The sequence below is a fragment of the Synechococcus sp. Cu2B8-bc1011 genome, assembly GCF_047302735.1.
Taxonomy (GTDB): Bacteria; Cyanobacteriota; Cyanobacteriia; order PCC-6307; family Cyanobiaceae; genus Synechococcus_C.
The window spans coordinates 155,394-170,960 of the sequence record NZ_CP138915.1 but is presented as its reverse complement, the minus strand read 5'-3'; the positions used below and the strand labels follow the sequence as shown (position 1 = coordinate 170,960).

13 protein-coding genes are annotated in these 15,567 nt (G+C 54.2%); 7 read left to right on the top strand and 6 right to left on the bottom strand.

The genetic code is table 11. From position 1 onward, the window contains the following. Positions 1-6: 6 nt before the first annotated feature. From SIC18_RS00930 to SIC18_RS00915, 4 genes are read right to left on the bottom strand one after another with little or no spacing between them, the layout of a single operon-like run. Positions 7-1,410, bottom strand: coding sequence for a TrkH family potassium uptake protein (locus tag SIC18_RS00930; RefSeq protein ID WP_048347292.1), 1,404 nt, complete (start codon positions 1,408-1,410; stop codon positions 7-9). A 4-nt stretch (positions 1,411-1,414) separates the two neighbouring features. After that, positions 1,415-1,540 carry a hypothetical protein gene (locus SIC18_RS00925; RefSeq protein WP_256381376.1) on the bottom strand — a complete coding sequence of 42 codons (126 nt, stop codon included), beginning with the start codon at positions 1,538-1,540 and terminating at the stop codon, positions 1,415-1,417. 8 nt (positions 1,541-1,548) lie between these two features. Continuing rightward, the gene (gene hflX / locus SIC18_RS00920; protein WP_048347291.1) at positions 1,549-3,249 is read right to left on the bottom strand and encodes a GTPase HflX; all 1,701 of its coding nucleotides are present in this window, start codon (positions 3,247-3,249) and stop codon (positions 1,549-1,551) included. Continuing rightward, entirely contained in the window at positions 3,246-4,394 is a 1,149-nt protein-coding gene (locus SIC18_RS00915; protein WP_413429941.1) for an NAD(P)/FAD-dependent oxidoreductase, read from the bottom strand. The genes hflX and SIC18_RS00915 overlap by 4 nt, the downstream gene beginning before the upstream one ends. A gap of 48 nt (positions 4,395-4,442) precedes the next feature. Between SIC18_RS00915 and SIC18_RS00910 the strand changes: the two genes are divergently transcribed. Together SIC18_RS00910 and SIC18_RS00905 are read left to right on the top strand one after the other, a co-directional pair. Then, on the top strand, positions 4,443-5,252 hold the full coding sequence (locus SIC18_RS00910) for a phosphoadenylyl-sulfate reductase (protein WP_413429940.1): 810 nt from the start codon (positions 4,443-4,445) through the stop codon (positions 5,250-5,252). Beyond that, the gene (locus SIC18_RS00905; protein ID WP_413429939.1) at positions 5,242-5,940 is read left to right on the top strand and encodes a type III pantothenate kinase; all 699 of its coding nucleotides are present in this window, start codon (positions 5,242-5,244) and stop codon (positions 5,938-5,940) included. The genes SIC18_RS00910 and SIC18_RS00905 overlap by 11 nt, the downstream gene beginning before the upstream one ends. Here SIC18_RS00905 and bcp read toward each other — a convergent pair. Continuing rightward, the gene (gene bcp, locus SIC18_RS00900) at positions 5,933-6,400 is read right to left on the bottom strand and encodes a thioredoxin-dependent thiol peroxidase (protein ID WP_048347289.1); all 468 of its coding nucleotides are present in this window, start codon (positions 6,398-6,400) and stop codon (positions 5,933-5,935) included. The two genes, SIC18_RS00905 and bcp, sit on opposite strands and share 8 nt — an antisense overlap. Here bcp and SIC18_RS00895 point away from each other — a divergent pair. Beyond that, on the top strand, positions 6,399-7,055 hold the full coding sequence (locus SIC18_RS00895; protein WP_413429938.1) for a 4'-phosphopantetheinyl transferase family protein: 657 nt from the start codon (positions 6,399-6,401) through the stop codon (positions 7,053-7,055). The genes bcp and SIC18_RS00895 overlap by 2 nt on opposite strands. 661 nt (positions 7,056-7,716) lie before the next feature. Continuing rightward, on the top strand, positions 7,717-8,349 hold the full coding sequence (locus tag SIC18_RS00890) for an alpha/beta hydrolase (RefSeq protein ID WP_245407145.1): 633 nt from the start codon (positions 7,717-7,719) through the stop codon (positions 8,347-8,349). A gap of 61 nt (positions 8,350-8,410) precedes the next feature. Here SIC18_RS00890 and SIC18_RS00885 read toward each other — a convergent pair whose 3' ends face one another. Beyond that, complete coding sequence (locus SIC18_RS00885; RefSeq protein ID WP_413429937.1) at positions 8,411-10,606, bottom strand: AAA family ATPase; 2,196 nt, start codon at positions 10,604-10,606, stop codon at positions 8,411-8,413. A 104-nt stretch (positions 10,607-10,710) separates the two neighbouring features. Here SIC18_RS00885 and SIC18_RS00880 point away from each other — a divergent pair, with 104 nt between their 5' ends. The 3 genes from SIC18_RS00880 to SIC18_RS00870 are packed head-to-tail and all read left to right on the top strand — an operon-like array spanning position 10,711 to position 15,551. Beyond that, positions 10,711-11,850, top strand: coding sequence for an efflux RND transporter periplasmic adaptor subunit (locus SIC18_RS00880; protein WP_413429936.1), 1,140 nt, complete (start codon positions 10,711-10,713; stop codon positions 11,848-11,850). Between the two features lie 9 nt (positions 11,851-11,859). After that, positions 11,860-15,270, top strand: a complete 3,411-nt coding sequence (locus SIC18_RS00875; RefSeq protein ID WP_413429935.1) for an efflux RND transporter permease subunit — start codon at positions 11,860-11,862, stop codon at positions 15,268-15,270. After that, on the top strand, positions 15,270-15,551 hold the full coding sequence (locus SIC18_RS00870; RefSeq protein ID WP_413429934.1) for a hypothetical protein: 282 nt from the start codon (positions 15,270-15,272) through the stop codon (positions 15,549-15,551). Before SIC18_RS00875 ends, SIC18_RS00870 begins: the two co-directional genes overlap by 1 nt. Positions 15,552-15,567: the final 16 nt, after the last annotated feature.

Here is a 15,567-nt window from a genome sequence, read left to right as displayed (position 1 = left end):
CGGTGATTAGACATAGAGATCCTCACGGGGATAACCAACGCGATTCTCGCGCTGCAGATGTCCGCGGTTAAAACTCTCCCAAATGGCGCTTAACAGCAAGAGGATTCCGAGGCGTCCCACAAACATTCCCATCACGAGCACCAATTGACCAAAAGGAGCGAGTTGGCGTGTGACACCTAGATCCAATCCAACGGTGGCAAACGCCGAAACACACGTAAAAACCAGCTCCAGGAATGTGAACGGTTCTTCTCCGCTGAGGTTGCTGCTTAATGCCAATAAAAGAGCCATCCCCAGGACGAAAAGAAGGGAGGCAACCGTGATGCTCAACGCGCGCAGCACGACTTTGTCGGAGATCTGTCGATGGCGAATCACTACATCATTGTGACCTCGCAGGGTGGAGCGCGTCGCGGCCATGAGGGCTGCCACCGTTGTGGTTTTGATTCCCCCGCCTGTTCCTCCGGGACTGGCACCGATGAACATCAGGGTCATCACCAACAACAGGCCTGAATCGGAAATGCTGTTCAAAGAGAGGGGCACCGTGGTGAATCCAGCGGTCCTTGAACTCACTGATTCAAAAAGAGCGCTCATTAACCGTTCCCCCCATCCCATGCCTGTGAGCACATGGCCCATCGACAGTGATTCCGTCAGCATTAATCCAAAGGTTCCGATCAGGATGAGAAGACCAGAGGTGCGTAGAACGAGGCGCGTGTGCAGGCTGAGATGACGCCGTCTTAGCCGCTGGCGATTAATCCACAGGTCATTGGTGACACGCCATCCCAGTCCGCCTAGGACCACCAACACCATGATCACCGCGTTCACAGTGCTGTTGGTGCGGTAAGTCTCAAGACTGTCGTTCCAGAGCCCAAAGCCAGCGTTGTTGTAAGCAGAAATGCTGTGAAAGAGAGCGGCCCATAGGCGTTCTCCACCAGGTGCAATGTCTGTAAAGCCAAAGACATAGAGCATGAATGCCCCAATCAAGATCAGAACTACAGCAGTGAGCGCAATTCCGCGAAAGGTCGTTCCTACGCCCCCCACCCCGAATTCATCGAGAGTTTGACCCCGGTCGAGGCGACGCCGAAGAGCGGTCCCGCGAACCACGAATCCTTGCAGAAACGTCGTGACCGCCATCAATCCCAGGCCCCCGACCATGATCATCATGGCCAGCACGATTTGCCCAGGACGGGTCAAATCTTCGCGGATGTCGATCACCGAAAGCCCTGTCACGGTCACGGCTGATGAGGCTGTGAAGAAGGCTTCCCACAGGCCCACTCTGGGGCTTGAACACAGTGGTGTATCGAGGATCAGTGTGCCGGCTGTGATGACAAGTAACCCAGTCACAACGGTGAACTGGGGAATTGTGAGGCGGCGGTACCAGGCCTGAGTGCGGTGAATGGCGTAGGGAATTGGCATCGCCTTACCTGTCTCCCTGTGGCAGGTAAGGCGATGCAGCACTCCTGAGCGACAGCATCAGACCTGGCCGTCGTAGCGCCTGGAGGATGAGGGCGTGAGCCTGCTGATGACTATCGATGAGCTCAGCCATGGTTTAGCTCAGCCATGGTCGGGAAATGATCGGTGTTGGGTGAAGGGTTCAGGGGTTGGTGCGCCGTCCCAAAACTGCTTTTCAAGCCAGTTTCGCAGACCCTTCAGTCCCGTACCTTCTTTGGCTGATAGGTAGATCACATCCGGTTCGAGAGAGCGAATTGCATCGATCGCCGAAGCGTCGCAACGGTCGATTTGGTTGGCCACCACTTTGCGCAGTTGGTCACAGCTGAGGCCATCCAAAAGTTGATGAACCGCTTCCAATTGTGATTGCCAGTCGGGGTCGCCGAGATCCACCACCAGGAGCAACAGATCGGCCTCGCGTGTTTCCTCCAACGTGGCTCTGAACGCTTCCAACAAGGGTTTGGGAAGCTCTCGAATGAATCCCACGGTGTCTGTCATGAGCACCTCTTTCGGTGCCGCTGATGCTTGGGGAAGGCTGAGTCTTCGCGTCGTGGGATCAAGCGTGGCGAATAATTTGTTCTCCGCTAGAACCGCCAGCCCTGGATTGCGACAGCACAGGGCGTTTAAAAGAGATGATTTCCCGGCATTGGTATACCCCACGAGGGCGACTCGAGGTAGGCCGTCTCTGCGATCGCGCAAGCGGGCCCGATGGGCTCCTAGTTCGATCAGTGATCGCCCGAGATGTTCGATGCGACGGCTGATGGCACGGCGATCCTTCTCCAATTGGGTTTCACCTGGTCCTCGCGTTCCAATCCCTCCCCCTTGGCGCGAGAGGCTGAGGCCGCGACCTTTCAGCCTCGGTAGTCGGTAGCGCAATTGAGCGAGCTCAACTTGAAGTCGTCCAGCGGCGCTCGCCGCTCGCTGGGAAAAAATATCCAGAATCAACTCACTGCGGTCCATCACTGGGCAGTCAATCAGTGACTCAAGATTGCGGGCTTGAACGGGAGAAAGTTCCCGATCTGTGATCACGAGCGTGGCTTGATGGCGTCTCGCTTCGAGAGCCGCCTCTTGCAATTTTCCAGTGCCCCAGAGGGTCTGAGGGTTGGGTTGTCCCTGTCGTTGCCGGCAGACAGCAACGGGCCGTGCACCTGCGCTGCGAACGAGCCCCTCCAATTCAGCCAGATCCCTTTCGCTGCGCTGTGTGTCGGCACCCGTGAGAATGAGCAGCAAGACCCGTTCTTGTCCGTCAGGAGGAGCCGTCGCAGCACGATTGGAATCAAGTTCTTTCTTGGTCTCTGGAGTGGGACGGTCACAGAGCTCGATGAGAGTGCCAAGGGCTGCTTGATGCCAGCCGGACTGATCTCCTGGATCCGGTTGCCAAAGCGAGGCGACATGTCCACCTCCTGTGGAGGGCGATGCCTGAAAACGAAGCCAGGTATCGGGCTTCAGGTCGAGGGCGACGACGGCATCTCTGCCATCGGGTTTCAGGTCTGTCCCCGCTTTTCCTTGCAGGCTGCTGATCAACCTCCAGCGTCGCTTGATCCGCCGTGGCCCTCCAGGTAGATGACTCCGTAATTGCTCTGATTCGCTCAGGGGCCCGACCCAGAGCAGTCGGCAGAGTCCTCGTTCGTCGACGATCAGATGCAACGGCTGACCTAAATCGAGTACGAGCTCAGACACTCGTCCCAGGGTGAGCGGATCGGCGCCGCTTGAGCTGGGGTGCCTCCTCTGACTCAGACGCTCAAGCTGACGGATCAGTGACGGACGTAGGCCATGGGTTCGGCCTGCTAGGTGAGCCTGCTTCAAGACTGAAAAAGCCAGGCGCCTGCAGACCTCAAGCCCAAGGAGAGTCCTGGCATTCGAGCGAGGTAAGTGAGTCGCCTCATGCGATAGGCGAGTGGGCCGGCGAGGGTGAGCCCCATGCCTGTAATCGAGGCGTCGCCTATGCCAAGACTGAGCATCTCGCCAAGATCTTGAAACTGAAAACTTGGAACAGCCTGTCCCATGCGAATGGCCTGAAGCGTTCGAGCCGCCGCCGCTCCTTGTTGGAGTGCCGATTGCGCAGAGCGGGGCCATGGGGCGTCTGCATCGTGATGAGAGGCGACATCCCCAAGGACCACGACATTCGGGTCTGTCGTTAATTGCAACCCATCTTCAACACAGAGCAGCCCGCGCTCCTTGGTGGGGTTGGGGATCAGGGTGGGCAGAACCGGTTTGGTCCCTGCCGTCCAGATCAAACCATCATGGTTCAGAGATTGCGGTAAGCCGTTTTGAACCAGTTGTACGGCGTTGGTGGATACAGAGGTCACGCGAGTGTTCAGGTGACGATGCACGCCCCTTTGATCAAGTGCCTTTTGTGCTTGTTCACGATTGAAGGCTCGGGATCGGGAGAGAATGCTGTCCCCTAATTCGACAAGATGAACGGCGGCTGATCCGTCCAGCATGTCGCTGAGTTTGCAAGCCAATTCAACGCCTGTTGCTCCTGCGCCAACGATGACCAGTGCCCCATCCTTGGCTGTTCGTTGGCACAGCCTGTGGACGCGTTCTTTGAGTGGAGAAATATCCAGTAGGGAATGAAAGGTCAGGGCATGCTCCTTGACTCCTGTAATCCCAAAGTCATCGGGCTCAGAGCCAGTTGCGAGCACCAGCTGGCTGTAGTTCAAAACCCGGCCGCGGCTGGTTTGTAGAGATTTTTGAGCCGTATTGATCGATGTCACCCGGTCATCGAGGTGAGGAATGCGCCGCCCCTGGAGAAGGCTGTCATAGGTGGGAGCGATCTCCCAACTCTTCATTTCGCCGCTGAGAAGCTCATAGAGAAGAGGTAAGAAGAGAAATTGTTGGCGCGGCTCAATCAACAACAACGGTGGACGGGGCCGTTGATTACTGAGGGCTAAAGCTGTTGTTAGACCTGCAAATCCACCGCCCACAACAATGATTGGATTGTTGTGCATGGTGGTACTTGAAGTCAGAACTTCAGAAATGGTTTTGAAACCATAGACATGACACCATGCCCCTCGGCGTTGGAAGATGGAGAGATGAGGGATGTGTCCACCTCCAACAATCAGCCTGTCGTTGCCGCTGGCCCCAAGGCTGAGGCGGGAGAACTGCAACTAGCGCGTGAGCAGCTTGAGCCGTTGGATGCGCGCTCAAGGTTGCTGTGGGCTTATGAGCAGTTTGGGTCGGGTTTTGCCCTGACCACGAGCTTCGGGATCCAATCCTCTGTATTGCTGCACTTGTTGAGCGGGATGGATCGAGCCCGAGACATTCCAGTGATCTGGGTGGATACCGGCTATCTCCCCCCTGAGACCTATCGCTACGCCGAGGAGCTTCGCGAGCGCTTTGATCTGAACCTCCACATCGCTCAGTCTTCCTCGTCTGCAGCTCGGATGGAGGCGCTCCATGGCCGCCTCTGGGAATCAGGTGTTGTTGAGGACATGGAGCTTTACCTCAAAATCCGCAAGGTAGAGCCCCTTGAAGAAGCGATGCATCGTCTTCAGGTGTCTTGCTGGGCGAGTGGTGTGCGCCGTGCTCAGACGGATACACGCCGAAGCATGACTGCGCTCGATCCCATTCGTGGTCGCTTCTCCCTGAGGCCGCTTTTGGAGTGGACCTCACGGGATGTCTTCTATTACATGAAGGAGAACGATCTTCCCCAACATCCGCTGTTTGAGAAGGGATATTCCACGGTTGGTGATTGGCATTCCAGTGGCCCTGACGGGCTAGAGGCGACGGGACGAGACACGCGCTTTGCTGGCCTCAAACAGGAATGTGGCATCCACCTGCCAGGTGTTATGGGTGATGGCATCTAGCGAGGCCCTCCCATCCCGTTGCTTGTTGATTGGGAACAGCCGCTGGCATTGGGCAGAGCAGAGGGGCGCTTCTGCTTGGATCTATCAGCATGAAGCCGCGGCGCTTGAGGCGTTGGATGCACCCAGCGATCTCCTCGCCTGGGCGGCTGTGGGGGTGGTCCCAAGCCATCCTTGTTTGCAGTCCAGTAAACGGCTGAACCTGAGTGCGATCCCACTTCAGGGGATTCCCCCTTGGTTAGGCATCGATCGAGCTCTCGCTGGATGGGGAGCTTGGCGTGCGAATCAAAATCGTGTTGGCGTTCTGGTGGTGGATGCAGGCACGGTTCTCAGCCTTACCAGAATCTCTGCGGATGGATCGTTCTCCGGTGGGTTGTTGGCGGCTGGTTATGGATTGCAATTGCGCGCGATGGGTGAGGCCACAGCAGGACTAACAGCGACCTCGCCCTTGGTTTTAGCCCCCGAAGAAGCTGAGTCTTTCCCCTTCGAGACTCAGGCCGCCATGCGCTCTGGAGCGCAGCAAAGTTTGGTGGGTCTCATCCGTGAAGCCCACGCGCAAAGCCCTTGGCCGATTTGGCTCTGTGGAGGAGATGCCCTCCAACTACTCCCGAAACTTCAGAAGCAGTTGGGGATGGAGGTGCTACATGCCCCGAACTTGGTAATGGAGGCGATGGTCGAGCTGATCAGCTGATCCCTAAATCACTGAGGATTTGATCGGCCATGGAATCAGATTTCACTTTCCGGTAGATCAGTTCCAACCGTCCTTCCGCGTCTACGACGAAGGTGTGACGCATCATCCCAATGGATTCGCGGCCCATGAACTTTTTCAGACCGTAACTCTCAAAGCTGCTGGCAACGGGGCAAGGCTCTTCATCACTCAACAGCGTGAAGGGCAATTCCTGCTTGGCGATGAAGCGCGTATGGGATGCCGCGTTGTCCTTGCTGATCCCTAAGACGTGGATTCCATGGTCCTGAAAGGACGACCAGCGATCTCGGAAGTTGCAGGCCTCTTTCGTGCAACCAGGGGTGGCGTCTTTGGGATAGAAATAGATCACCACGCGCTGCCCCCGCAAGGAGGCCAAGTGCACGGGCTCTCCGTTTTGGTCAGGAAGTGTGAAATCAGGCGCGAGATCGCCGATCTGCAAAGTCATGGAGGAAGGCAACAGCCAGAGCGGAAGCGTAACCGTGATGTGGCTTGGTCCGATGTCCTCAGTGGATTCTTGCGTGTCAGATCAGGAACACGCTTGGGCTTGCAACTTGGGTAAGACCCGTCAGCAGCGTTTCCTTGGCTCCCGAGCCTGGATGCGTTCGTGTCTTAGTGATTTGTGGGGAGTGCCTGCGCAGGAGATTCCTTTGCATGCGCCCCCGGGTGCGCCTCCCTCGATGCACTCAGGTTGGGGATTTGTCAGCCTCAGCCATAGCCAAGGCTCTGCGTTGATGGCCTGGTCTTCTGCCCCCGTTGGGGTTGATTTAGAGCGATTGAATCGTCCCTTTGCTTCTGAAGCGCTGATGAGGCGCTACTACGCATTAAGCGAGCAACATCAATTGAAAGGCCTCCCAAAACAAGCGTTTCATCAGAGTGTGTTGGAGCACTGGCTGATCAAGGAAGCTGCGATTAAGTGGCATCGGGGATCGTTGGCGCAAGATCTGTCGCATTGGGTTGTGGCGGCCGATGGGTTGAGTGCAAGCCACCAGGGAAAAGGTCTTCAGGTCGATGCGCACTGTCGCCAACTAGGGCCATGGGGTATTGCGATCGTGTCAGCTTGCGAGCAGAACTTGACTGGAACAAGGGTCTGCCTCAGTTGAAATCTCAATCAGAATCAGCCTCTCATTGGCGTGGAACAAGGTTGGATGCGATCTGTTTCCACCGTGGTCGCTGTCCTTGTTTTGGGCTTCCTAGGCGTGATCGCGACCATCCCAGATGCAGGTGTTGACTCCAGGTGAAATGGGCCTCCCAAGGGATGCACGTTTTGTTCAGCCGCTCGATGACGATCGTTTGCGGACAGCTCGCCAGCTTTGATTGGGGGCAATTTGCGTCATCGCTGGTTAAGGCTGGCTTCAGTGGCGATGAAAACGTGGACGCTCGCGTTTGAACAAAGGGCGGCGGTTCGCATCGATGGCTGACCCCTCAACGCGGGAGTGAACACTATGTTGCGATTGTGTCTATCTAATGGCTCCAAGCTTGAAAGTCATCAATGTCGAGGGCGAAGGCCTGTTTTTGCTGACCAGAAAGCTGCGGCTTGCCCTAAAGGATGGAAGCTGTGTGAGATCCCAGACGCTGAGTATTTGTCGCTTTAAAGCACTCATAGGGCGAGAGTCGTGAGTCTCGATTTAATACCTATAGTGCATTGGTTCCAATAGTGCGCATTGGGGACAGTTTTTTGTACTGGACCCACCATTTTTGTTGGCAATCCATTTTCCTGCGACTAAGTTTTAAATGATGTCTATATCTCTATCTCCATCGTCCGTGTTCACCCGTCTTGCTGCTGGCGTTCTCGCCGCTGCGTCTCTCACAACTTTGGCTGTTTCGGCTGAAGCCGCTCAGCGTCCTGTGCGCTGGAAAACAGGTGGTGCTGTTTGGTCCACTAAGTCCAACGCTTTTAAAACCTTCTTCGCAGACGGTGAAATCACCGATCGCGGTCTTCAAGGTGGAATCAACAATTCCGGTTGGACTGCAGATGAAATCCAGGAAGGCATGACCCGTTCTTACGAGGTTGACCTCGTGGGCGTTTCACGTTTCCTCTATTCCAGTGATGGCGTTGCCTTCCTGCAGGATCAGACCAAGAGCTACTACCCCTACTGGAGGAAGCAGGAGACAGCTGTTGTTGCTCTTCGCTCCGCCATCATCCTTGATGCTGCTGACGGCCAGATCTCTTCTGCCGGCATCCTGAATGCTCTTCCCGTTGACTTCGCTTTGGCTGACAACGGTGCTTCCGATGGTTCCCAGAACGTCTGTAAGGACGGTCTTGATGGCGCCCAGGCCACTTCCCTGTTGTCTTGGTACGTCTTCCTGCCCGCTTGTGTACAAGCCAAGCAGATCCTTCCTGCTGCGCCCGCACCTCGCGCTGCTGCACCTGCTCCCGTTCGCGGCCTCTGGTGATCGCACGGCTTCGGCCTTTCCAAGCCTCGGCGATGCCGGGGCTTTTTTTTATGGCTGGCCACTAGGAGGACGCCATCGTGCAGGTCAATCGGTGATGGATCAGCGGTTGTGGCAATTGCCCACCCCGTTGTGTTTGCAGGAGCTGCTGAAGTGTGGAGAGCACCACCTCGGATTGTCTGCAGCGATTGATCAGAGATCGATAGGGACGGTCCTTTCCAAGCCAGCGTTTCATGAGGCGTTCGTCGATCGGCAGTGACAGAGATTCCTGCCACTGCTCCGTGATCACTGAGGCTGAGAGGGCTTCGAGCTGCTGCCGTACGAGCTGATCAAGCTGCTGGGTTAAAAGCCACTGTTGTTCCTTTTCGATCAGTTCTGAGAGGGCTTCGTTGGATCCAGAGCATTGCTCTGAGAGCGCTGCCGCTGGACCGATCGCTGTTTGGCTGAGAAGAACATGCAGCTGAGCCGCTGATGACAGCTTGCCTTGCAGTTTCTGCCAAAACTCTGGAGATTCGATCCAATCGCGATCCTCACTGCTGAGTCGCCCCCCGACGACTTCGAATTGCCAGTCATGAGGAAGACCTTGCAAAGCCTCGGATCCACCCCTAAGCAGGTTGGGACGATGCAATGGATCCAGCAGCTCAAGCTGGGCTTCAAGTCGGGCGTGTTCTTCAGCGGTGTTGCACAGGATCGTGACGCTCCCCTCTTGCACAGCATTGAGTGGACCCAGGGCCCAGAGCAGGGATCGCCCCCCGAGCACCAGCACCCTGTCGGTGCGTTGAAAAGTCACGTCTGTCCAGAGTCTCTGCTGGAGGTCTTGCAAACGCTCATCGTTTTGGGCGAGCTGTCGATGCAGCCAGCGCTCCATGTCTGGAAGGTCTGGACCACTACTGAGGAGTAGGGGATGGGTTTGGGCCGCTTCTCCTGCCACGGCGAGCTGAGCAGCCCGACGTTCGAGCATTCTTCCTCGTCGTTCTCCCTCCCAGCCTTGCTTGCTCGGTGTCCAGAACACCTCCCCTTGCAGCGCATCGGGAAGGTAATTCTGTGCGATCCAATGCTCCCTGTAGGCGTGGGGGTAGCGATATCCCTTTCCATCGCCAAAGGCATCACCATCGCGATGGGCATCGCGGAGGTGGCTTGGCACATCCTGATTCTGAGTACTGCGAACAAGACGGATCGCTTCGAACAGTCCCATCGTGCTGTTGCTTTTTTCAGCGCAGGCCAGGTAGAGGGCTGCCTGGGCCAACGGGTACAGCCCCTCTGGTAGGCCGATGCGTTCGAAGGCCGCGGCGCAGGCTTCGACCACAACGACGGCTTGGGGGTCGGCAAGACCAATGTCCTCCCCGGCTGAAATCAACATCCGTCGAAAGATGAACCTTGGATTTTCCCCCGCTTCCAACATGCGAGCCAACCAAAACAGGGCGGCATCCGCATCGGAGCCCCGCAGGGATTTGATGAATGCGCTAATCGTGTCGAAGTGGGCATCTCCCTGTTTGTCGTAGAGCACAGCGCGCTCTTGAATCGACTCCTCGGCAATGGTCAAATCAATCTCAATCGCGGCCTCAGGATCGCTGGCAGTTGTGCTTTCCACTGCAAGCTCGAGGGCATTGAGGAGGCTGCGCGCGTCCCCGTTGGCCACATCCACTAAGTGAGTTTCGGCCTCGGCCGTGATCGTGACTGAACGATTGCCATAGCCCCGCTCTTTGTCGTGAAGAGCTCGATGGAGTAATTGACGGAGGTCACTCGCCTCCAGGCATTGAAGTCGAAACAGGCGCGAGCGACTCACGAGAGCTTTGTTGACTTCGAAGTAAGGGTTCTCTGTGGTGGCACCGATCAGGGTGAGCGTGCCGTTCTCGACCCAAGGGAGCAGCGCATCCTGTTGAGCACTGTTGAAGCGATGCACTTCATCGATGAACAGGATGGTTCGCAAGCCATGTTTCTCCAAGCGCTGCTTGGCGGCTTCCACTTGCTCACGTAGGTCCTTAACGCCAGCTAAAACAGCATTCAGGCTGCTGAACTGCGCACGGGTGTGGGTGGCAATGATCCTGGCCAGGGTTGTCTTCCCAACGCCAGGCGGTCCGTGCAGGATCAGATTGCCCACTCGGTCTGCGGCGATCGCCCGGCGCAGCAAACGGCCTTCGGCGAGAATCGCGTGTTGGCCTGCAAATTCCTCGAGTGATGTGGGCCTTAAACGGTCAGCCAAGGGCGCCTGACGCCGCCTCAGCTCTTTCCCGTGGTGGCTGAACAGATCTTCAACCAACCGAGCAATCTCCCCTCAATCGTCTTTGTGTATGGATTCTTGCCTGATCCGAACCAAAATTGGGTTGAAATTCGTACATAATCCCTACGTTCGTCACAGGATTTGTGCTGCGTTTTCGTCCACTGCTGCCTGTGCTTTTAACAGCAATGTCCATTAGTGCTTGTGGAGGCTCTGATGAACAGACACCAGTGCTACCGGTCCAGCAAGCATCTGTTCTTGAAGCTACGTTCACCGACGATATCGATACGGTGAGCACGCTCGAGGCCAATGAGTTGGTCGAGCTAGCAGCCCAGACGTCAGGCCGTGTCACTGAGATCAAAGTGTCTCAGGGCGATCGTATTGATGCGGGTCAGTTGCTCGTCGTGCTCGATCAGGTTCAGGAACGGGCGGCGTTGGCGGAACAACGAGCCAAAGCGGCAACAGCCAAAGTTGATTGGGAGCGTGAGGAATTTCTCGCAAAAGCAGGGGCGGCTTCGCTGCGTCAAAGGGACTCTTATCGCACGCGTTACGTCGCTGCAGTTGAAAAAGTCAAAGCGTTAGAAGCACAGCTCAGTTACAGCAATTTGCGCTCTCCGACCGCAGGGACCGTGGCAAATGTCCAGGTGAAGGTTGGGGATGTGGTGACTCAAAACCAACCGTTCACGAGTGTGGTGCAAAACAACATTCTTGAGGCGAAGGTCGAAGTGCCGGCGGTCTATGGGGATCGTCTTGCCATCGGCCAACCCGTCATTTTGAGTGTGCCTGGAACGGTTAAGCCCCTTGCCACGAGTCAGATTGAGTCGATTGATCCTCAAGTGAATCCTCAAACTCAGGGTCTGTTAGTGAAGGCTTTGTTTAACAACGATGATGGCCAGCTACGAAGTGGTCAGCGACTACGGACCAGGGTTCAATTGAAATCCGGTCAGCAGATTTCAGTGCCGTTTGCGGCAGTGACGCAATCCTCAGGGCAAAGCTTTGTCTTTCGTGTTGGCAGCTTTGCCGACCTGAAGGCCAATCCAGGCAAGTCTGACATCGAACGGATCAGTCAAGGTATCGAGAGGGGAAAGTTGCCAGAAAATGCCCTGTTTGCACTTCAAACACCAGTCAATATTGGTCAGGTTCAGAACAATCGTTATCCCGTCACGAAAGGTCTAAAGCTCAACGAGAAGGTGATTACGAGCAATCTCCTCAATCTCAAGCATGGAATGCCGATTCAGGTGAAAACACAACGCGCGGGATCACAGCCTGCTGCAGCTAAGAACTGAGGTTGATTCATGTCTGCATCAAATAATTTCATCACGCGACCGGTACTCAGTACTGTTTGCAGCCTTTTGATCGTGATTGTGGGATTGATCTCAATCCCTATCCTTCCTATTGAGAATCTTCCTGATATTGCTCCTCCAACGGTCAAGGTCCAGGCCACCTACGTAGGTGCTGATGCCGTTTCAGTTGAGCAGGGAGTGACCACCGTGCTTGAGCAGCAGATTAATGGTGTGGAAAATATGGATTTCATTACTTCCAACAGCTCTTCTGATGGGGTGAGTTCTGTTTCTGTTTCTTTTAATAGCGGAACTGACGGGAATATTAATCAGGTTAATGTTCAGAATAGAGTTTCATTGGCTGAGCCCCAGCTTCCTGAGGAGGTTCGCAAGTCGGGCGTCACAGTTAATAAGGCTTCGAACTCGATTCTACTTGTTTATAACTTCGTTAATTCTGACCCTTCTAAGACGGAATATAGTGTTGAAACCATTAGTGGCTACTTGGATAAAAACTTAACCGATAATATTAAACGCGTGCCTGGCGTTGGAGAAGTTACCTACTTTGGCAATCGTAAAGTTGCTTTTAGGCTGTGGCTCGATCCGGAAAAACTTGCGGCAAATGGGCTTACTTCGGCCGATGTTGTACAGCAACTTCAAAGCCAGAACCGCCTCGTTCCTGCTGGTAAAATTGGTGGCTCTCCTGCTCCTGAAGGTCAGCAATATACATTCACTGTGCAATTGCAAGGCCGTTTGACGACGGAATCAGAGTTTGAAAATATCGTTTTAAAAACGACCGATACGGGTGGTTTGATCAAGCTCAAAGACGTTGGTCGCGTGAGCCTGGGTGGAGAAACCTATGGCATCGACGCGATGGACCTCAAAGGCACACCTTCTGTTGGTGTTGCTGTTTATCAGCTGTCGGGTAGTAACGCCATTCAGGTGTCTAACGGCGTGAAGGAGGTGATTGAGCAATTCGAACAGACGCTTCCTGTTGGCCTAGATACCCAGGTGATTTACGACACTACCGACTTCATTAATCAGTCGATCAAAGGTGTCACAAATTCTCTGCGGGATGCAGTGATTCTTGTGGTCTTGATTTTATTTTTATTCCTCCAGAATTGGAAAGCGACGCTTGTTCCCGCCATCGCCATTCCTGTGGCCTTGATTGGTACGTTCGCTCTCGTGTTGGCCTTCGGGTTCTCTCTGAATCAGCTCACCTTGTTTGGCCTCGTTCTGGCAACAGGTTTGGTTGTTGATGATGCGATCACCGTGGTGGAAGACACGTCTGCCAAAAAAGCTGAAGGGATGACATCGGTTCAGGCGGCGATGGCCACCATGGATGAACTCTTCAGCGCTGTTATTGCCACGTCGCTGGTGAAGATGGCCGTTTTCCTCCCTGTGTTGTTTTTCCCAGGAGCAACGGGAACGATTTACAAACAGTTTGCTGCCACCATCCTGTTCTCGATCGGGATCTCAACCTTCAACGCACTCACCTTCTCGCCAATGCTGGCGGCTCTGTTGCTTTCGAAGGACACCAAGCAGCTAAGTAAACAGCAATACGCCACAGCAGGTGTTTTTCTTGGATTTGCGTACGGCCTTTTGAGCGCCGGCGATGGGGCCGGATTGGTCCTGATTCCAGTGGTTGTTGGTGCCTTGGTGGGCTTCGTTGCGATGAAGCTCACTTCGATTCCATTGCGGATGCCTGGAGCTGTGGGCGGAGCCGTTGTGGGTTTAATTCTCGTTGGTGTGACCAATCTCATACCTGTGATCTTGTTCACGGCGATTGGTCTTGTTGTTGGCTGGTATGTTCCTCAGATTTTCATTCATTTCAATCGTTTTTACTCAGGCTTTGAGAAGCGTTATTCCAAAGTCCTTGACCAGGTGCTCAAAGCCCGTCCGATTGTGATGGCGGCTCTTGCCGCCGGGATCCTGCTCACTGGCTTTGCTTTCACACGCATTCCTGGTGGATTTGTTCCGATCGAAGACCAGGGTTATGCCATTGGCTTTGTGCAGGCTCCAGAGGGTGTTTCGAATGAAACGACCCTAGCGATTAACCGCAAAGTGGCAGAGGTTTTGCGATCTGAGGATGATATTTCTGCTGCTGCTTTGTTTAGTGGAGCCAGTTTGGATGGTAATGCTCCAAACAAAGGACTGTTCTTCTTTGGAACGAAGCATTGGGATGAACGTCAAGGAAGCGAACACTCCGTGGCGGCGATTGTTGAACGCTTGAACAAGAAGCTGTTGATGTCGATTGATGGTGGCCGGGTGTTTGTGGTGGAGCCTCCATCGATTCCTGGTTATGGCGCTGGTGGTGGTTTTGAATTTCAGCTATTAGATAAGAGTAGTGGAGCCTATGGATTGAACCAATTCTTTGCTTCCGCTGGGCAGATTATTCAGGCGGGCAATACCAATCCAATTCTCAACCGTGTCTATACATTGTTTTCTCCAGAATCACCTCAGATTGAGATCAAGGTGAATCGCGAGAAGATGGCTTCTCTAGGAGTTGATTTTGGCTCCGCCATGCAATCTTTTAGCGTCAATTTTGGTGGTGCCTATGTCAACGACACCTTCCAGGAGGGTAAGGTTCGACGTGTCTATGTACAGGCTGATGATGTTAATCGAGCAACGCCTGAGCAGCTTTCGTCGGTTTATGTGAAGAGCATGAAAGGGGAACAAATCCCTTTGTCTGAGTTTTTCACCGTGAAGTCAACCACTGGCCCCAGCGTGATCCCTCACTTCAATCTCTACCGCTCGATCAAAATTGACGGAACACCAGCCGTCGGCAAAAGCTCTGGTCAGGCGATTACAGCGATGAAGACAATCTTCAAAGATGCCAATCTGCAAGGCTTGGGCTTCGATTGGACTGGTATCTCAAGAGAAGAAGTGAAGGCAGGATCCTTGGCCGTTGTGATTTTTGCTCTTGGTATTTTGGCGGTGTTCTTGGTGCTTTCAGCCCAATATGAAAGCTATTCGGATCCCATCATCATTCTGCTGACGGTACCAACTGCGTTGCTTGGTGCCTTGGTGTTTCTTGGTGCTGCTGGTCAAGTTCTCAATATTTATGCCCAGGTTGGTCTGGTGATGTTGATCGGCTTGGCCGGCGGTAACGCGATCTTGATTGTTGATCTCGCCAACCAAAAAATGGGCGAAGGCACTTCAGCTCTTGAAGCTGCTCGCTTTGCTGCTCAATCTCGCTTAAGACCGATTTTGATGACAGCGATCTCCTCATTAACCGGATTCTTGCCCTTAATGCTGGCGAGTGGAGCTGGTGCTCAAAGCCAGTCTTCACTCGGTTTGGTGGTGTTTGGTGGCTTATTAGTGGCTACGTTCCTTTCCACTCTGGTTGTTCCTGTGTTCTACGTGGTAATGAAAACACTTCTTGGTCAGGCTGATGCCAAGCCTTCTTCTGATCCGCAGCTCAACTAATGACAAAAAAGACATTCAGTGGCTCAAGGGTGTTGATAGCAATTGCGGTTGGACTTGCTATCGGTTGTGCAATTGCTTATTTTTTGAAGGTTTTAATTGAAAACACACCGGCTGAGATTGATCTCAGAAGGATGCGATTGTTCTACTTAATGGTGATTACATCATCTGGGCTCGCTGGTTTTGCAATCGAAACCACCCGTCAACTTCAGGAAGAAGCCGTTGATCCTGTTTATCGCCATCCCAATGCCCATCGAGGCAGGCGTGGGTCACAGAAGAAATAACCCACGCCTGAATCCA

What these genes read in the sequence shown, in the direction of transcription:
- SIC18_RS00895 (WP_413429938.1), top strand. Translation starts at nt 6,399, where the DNA reads ATGGAGGAAGGCAACAGCCAGAGCGGAAGCGTAACCGTGATGTGGCTT.
- SIC18_RS00910 (WP_413429940.1), top strand. Translation starts at nt 4,443, where the DNA reads ATGACACCATGCCCCTCGGCGTTGGAAGATGGAGAGATGAGGGATGTG.
- SIC18_RS00925 (WP_256381376.1), bottom strand. Translation starts at nt 1,540, where the DNA reads ATGGCTGAGCTCATCGATAGTCATCAGCAGGCTCACGCCCTCATCCTC.
- SIC18_RS00870 (WP_413429934.1), top strand. Translation starts at nt 15,270, where the DNA reads ATGACAAAAAAGACATTCAGTGGCTCAAGGGTGTTGATAGCAATTGCG.
- bcp (WP_048347289.1), bottom strand. Translation starts at nt 6,400, where the DNA reads ATGACTTTGCAGATCGGCGATCTCGCGCCTGATTTCACACTTCCTGAC.
- SIC18_RS00930 (WP_048347292.1), bottom strand. Translation starts at nt 1,410, where the DNA reads ATGCCAATTCCCTACGCCATTCACCGCACTCAGGCCTGGTACCGCCGC.
- SIC18_RS00905 (WP_413429939.1), top strand. Translation starts at nt 5,242, where the DNA reads ATGGCATCTAGCGAGGCCCTCCCATCCCGTTGCTTGTTGATTGGGAAC.
- SIC18_RS00875 (WP_413429935.1), top strand. Translation starts at nt 11,860, where the DNA reads ATGTCTGCATCAAATAATTTCATCACGCGACCGGTACTCAGTACTGTT.
- SIC18_RS00915 (WP_413429941.1), bottom strand. Translation starts at nt 4,394, where the DNA reads ATGCACAACAATCCAATCATTGTTGTGGGCGGTGGATTTGCAGGTCTA.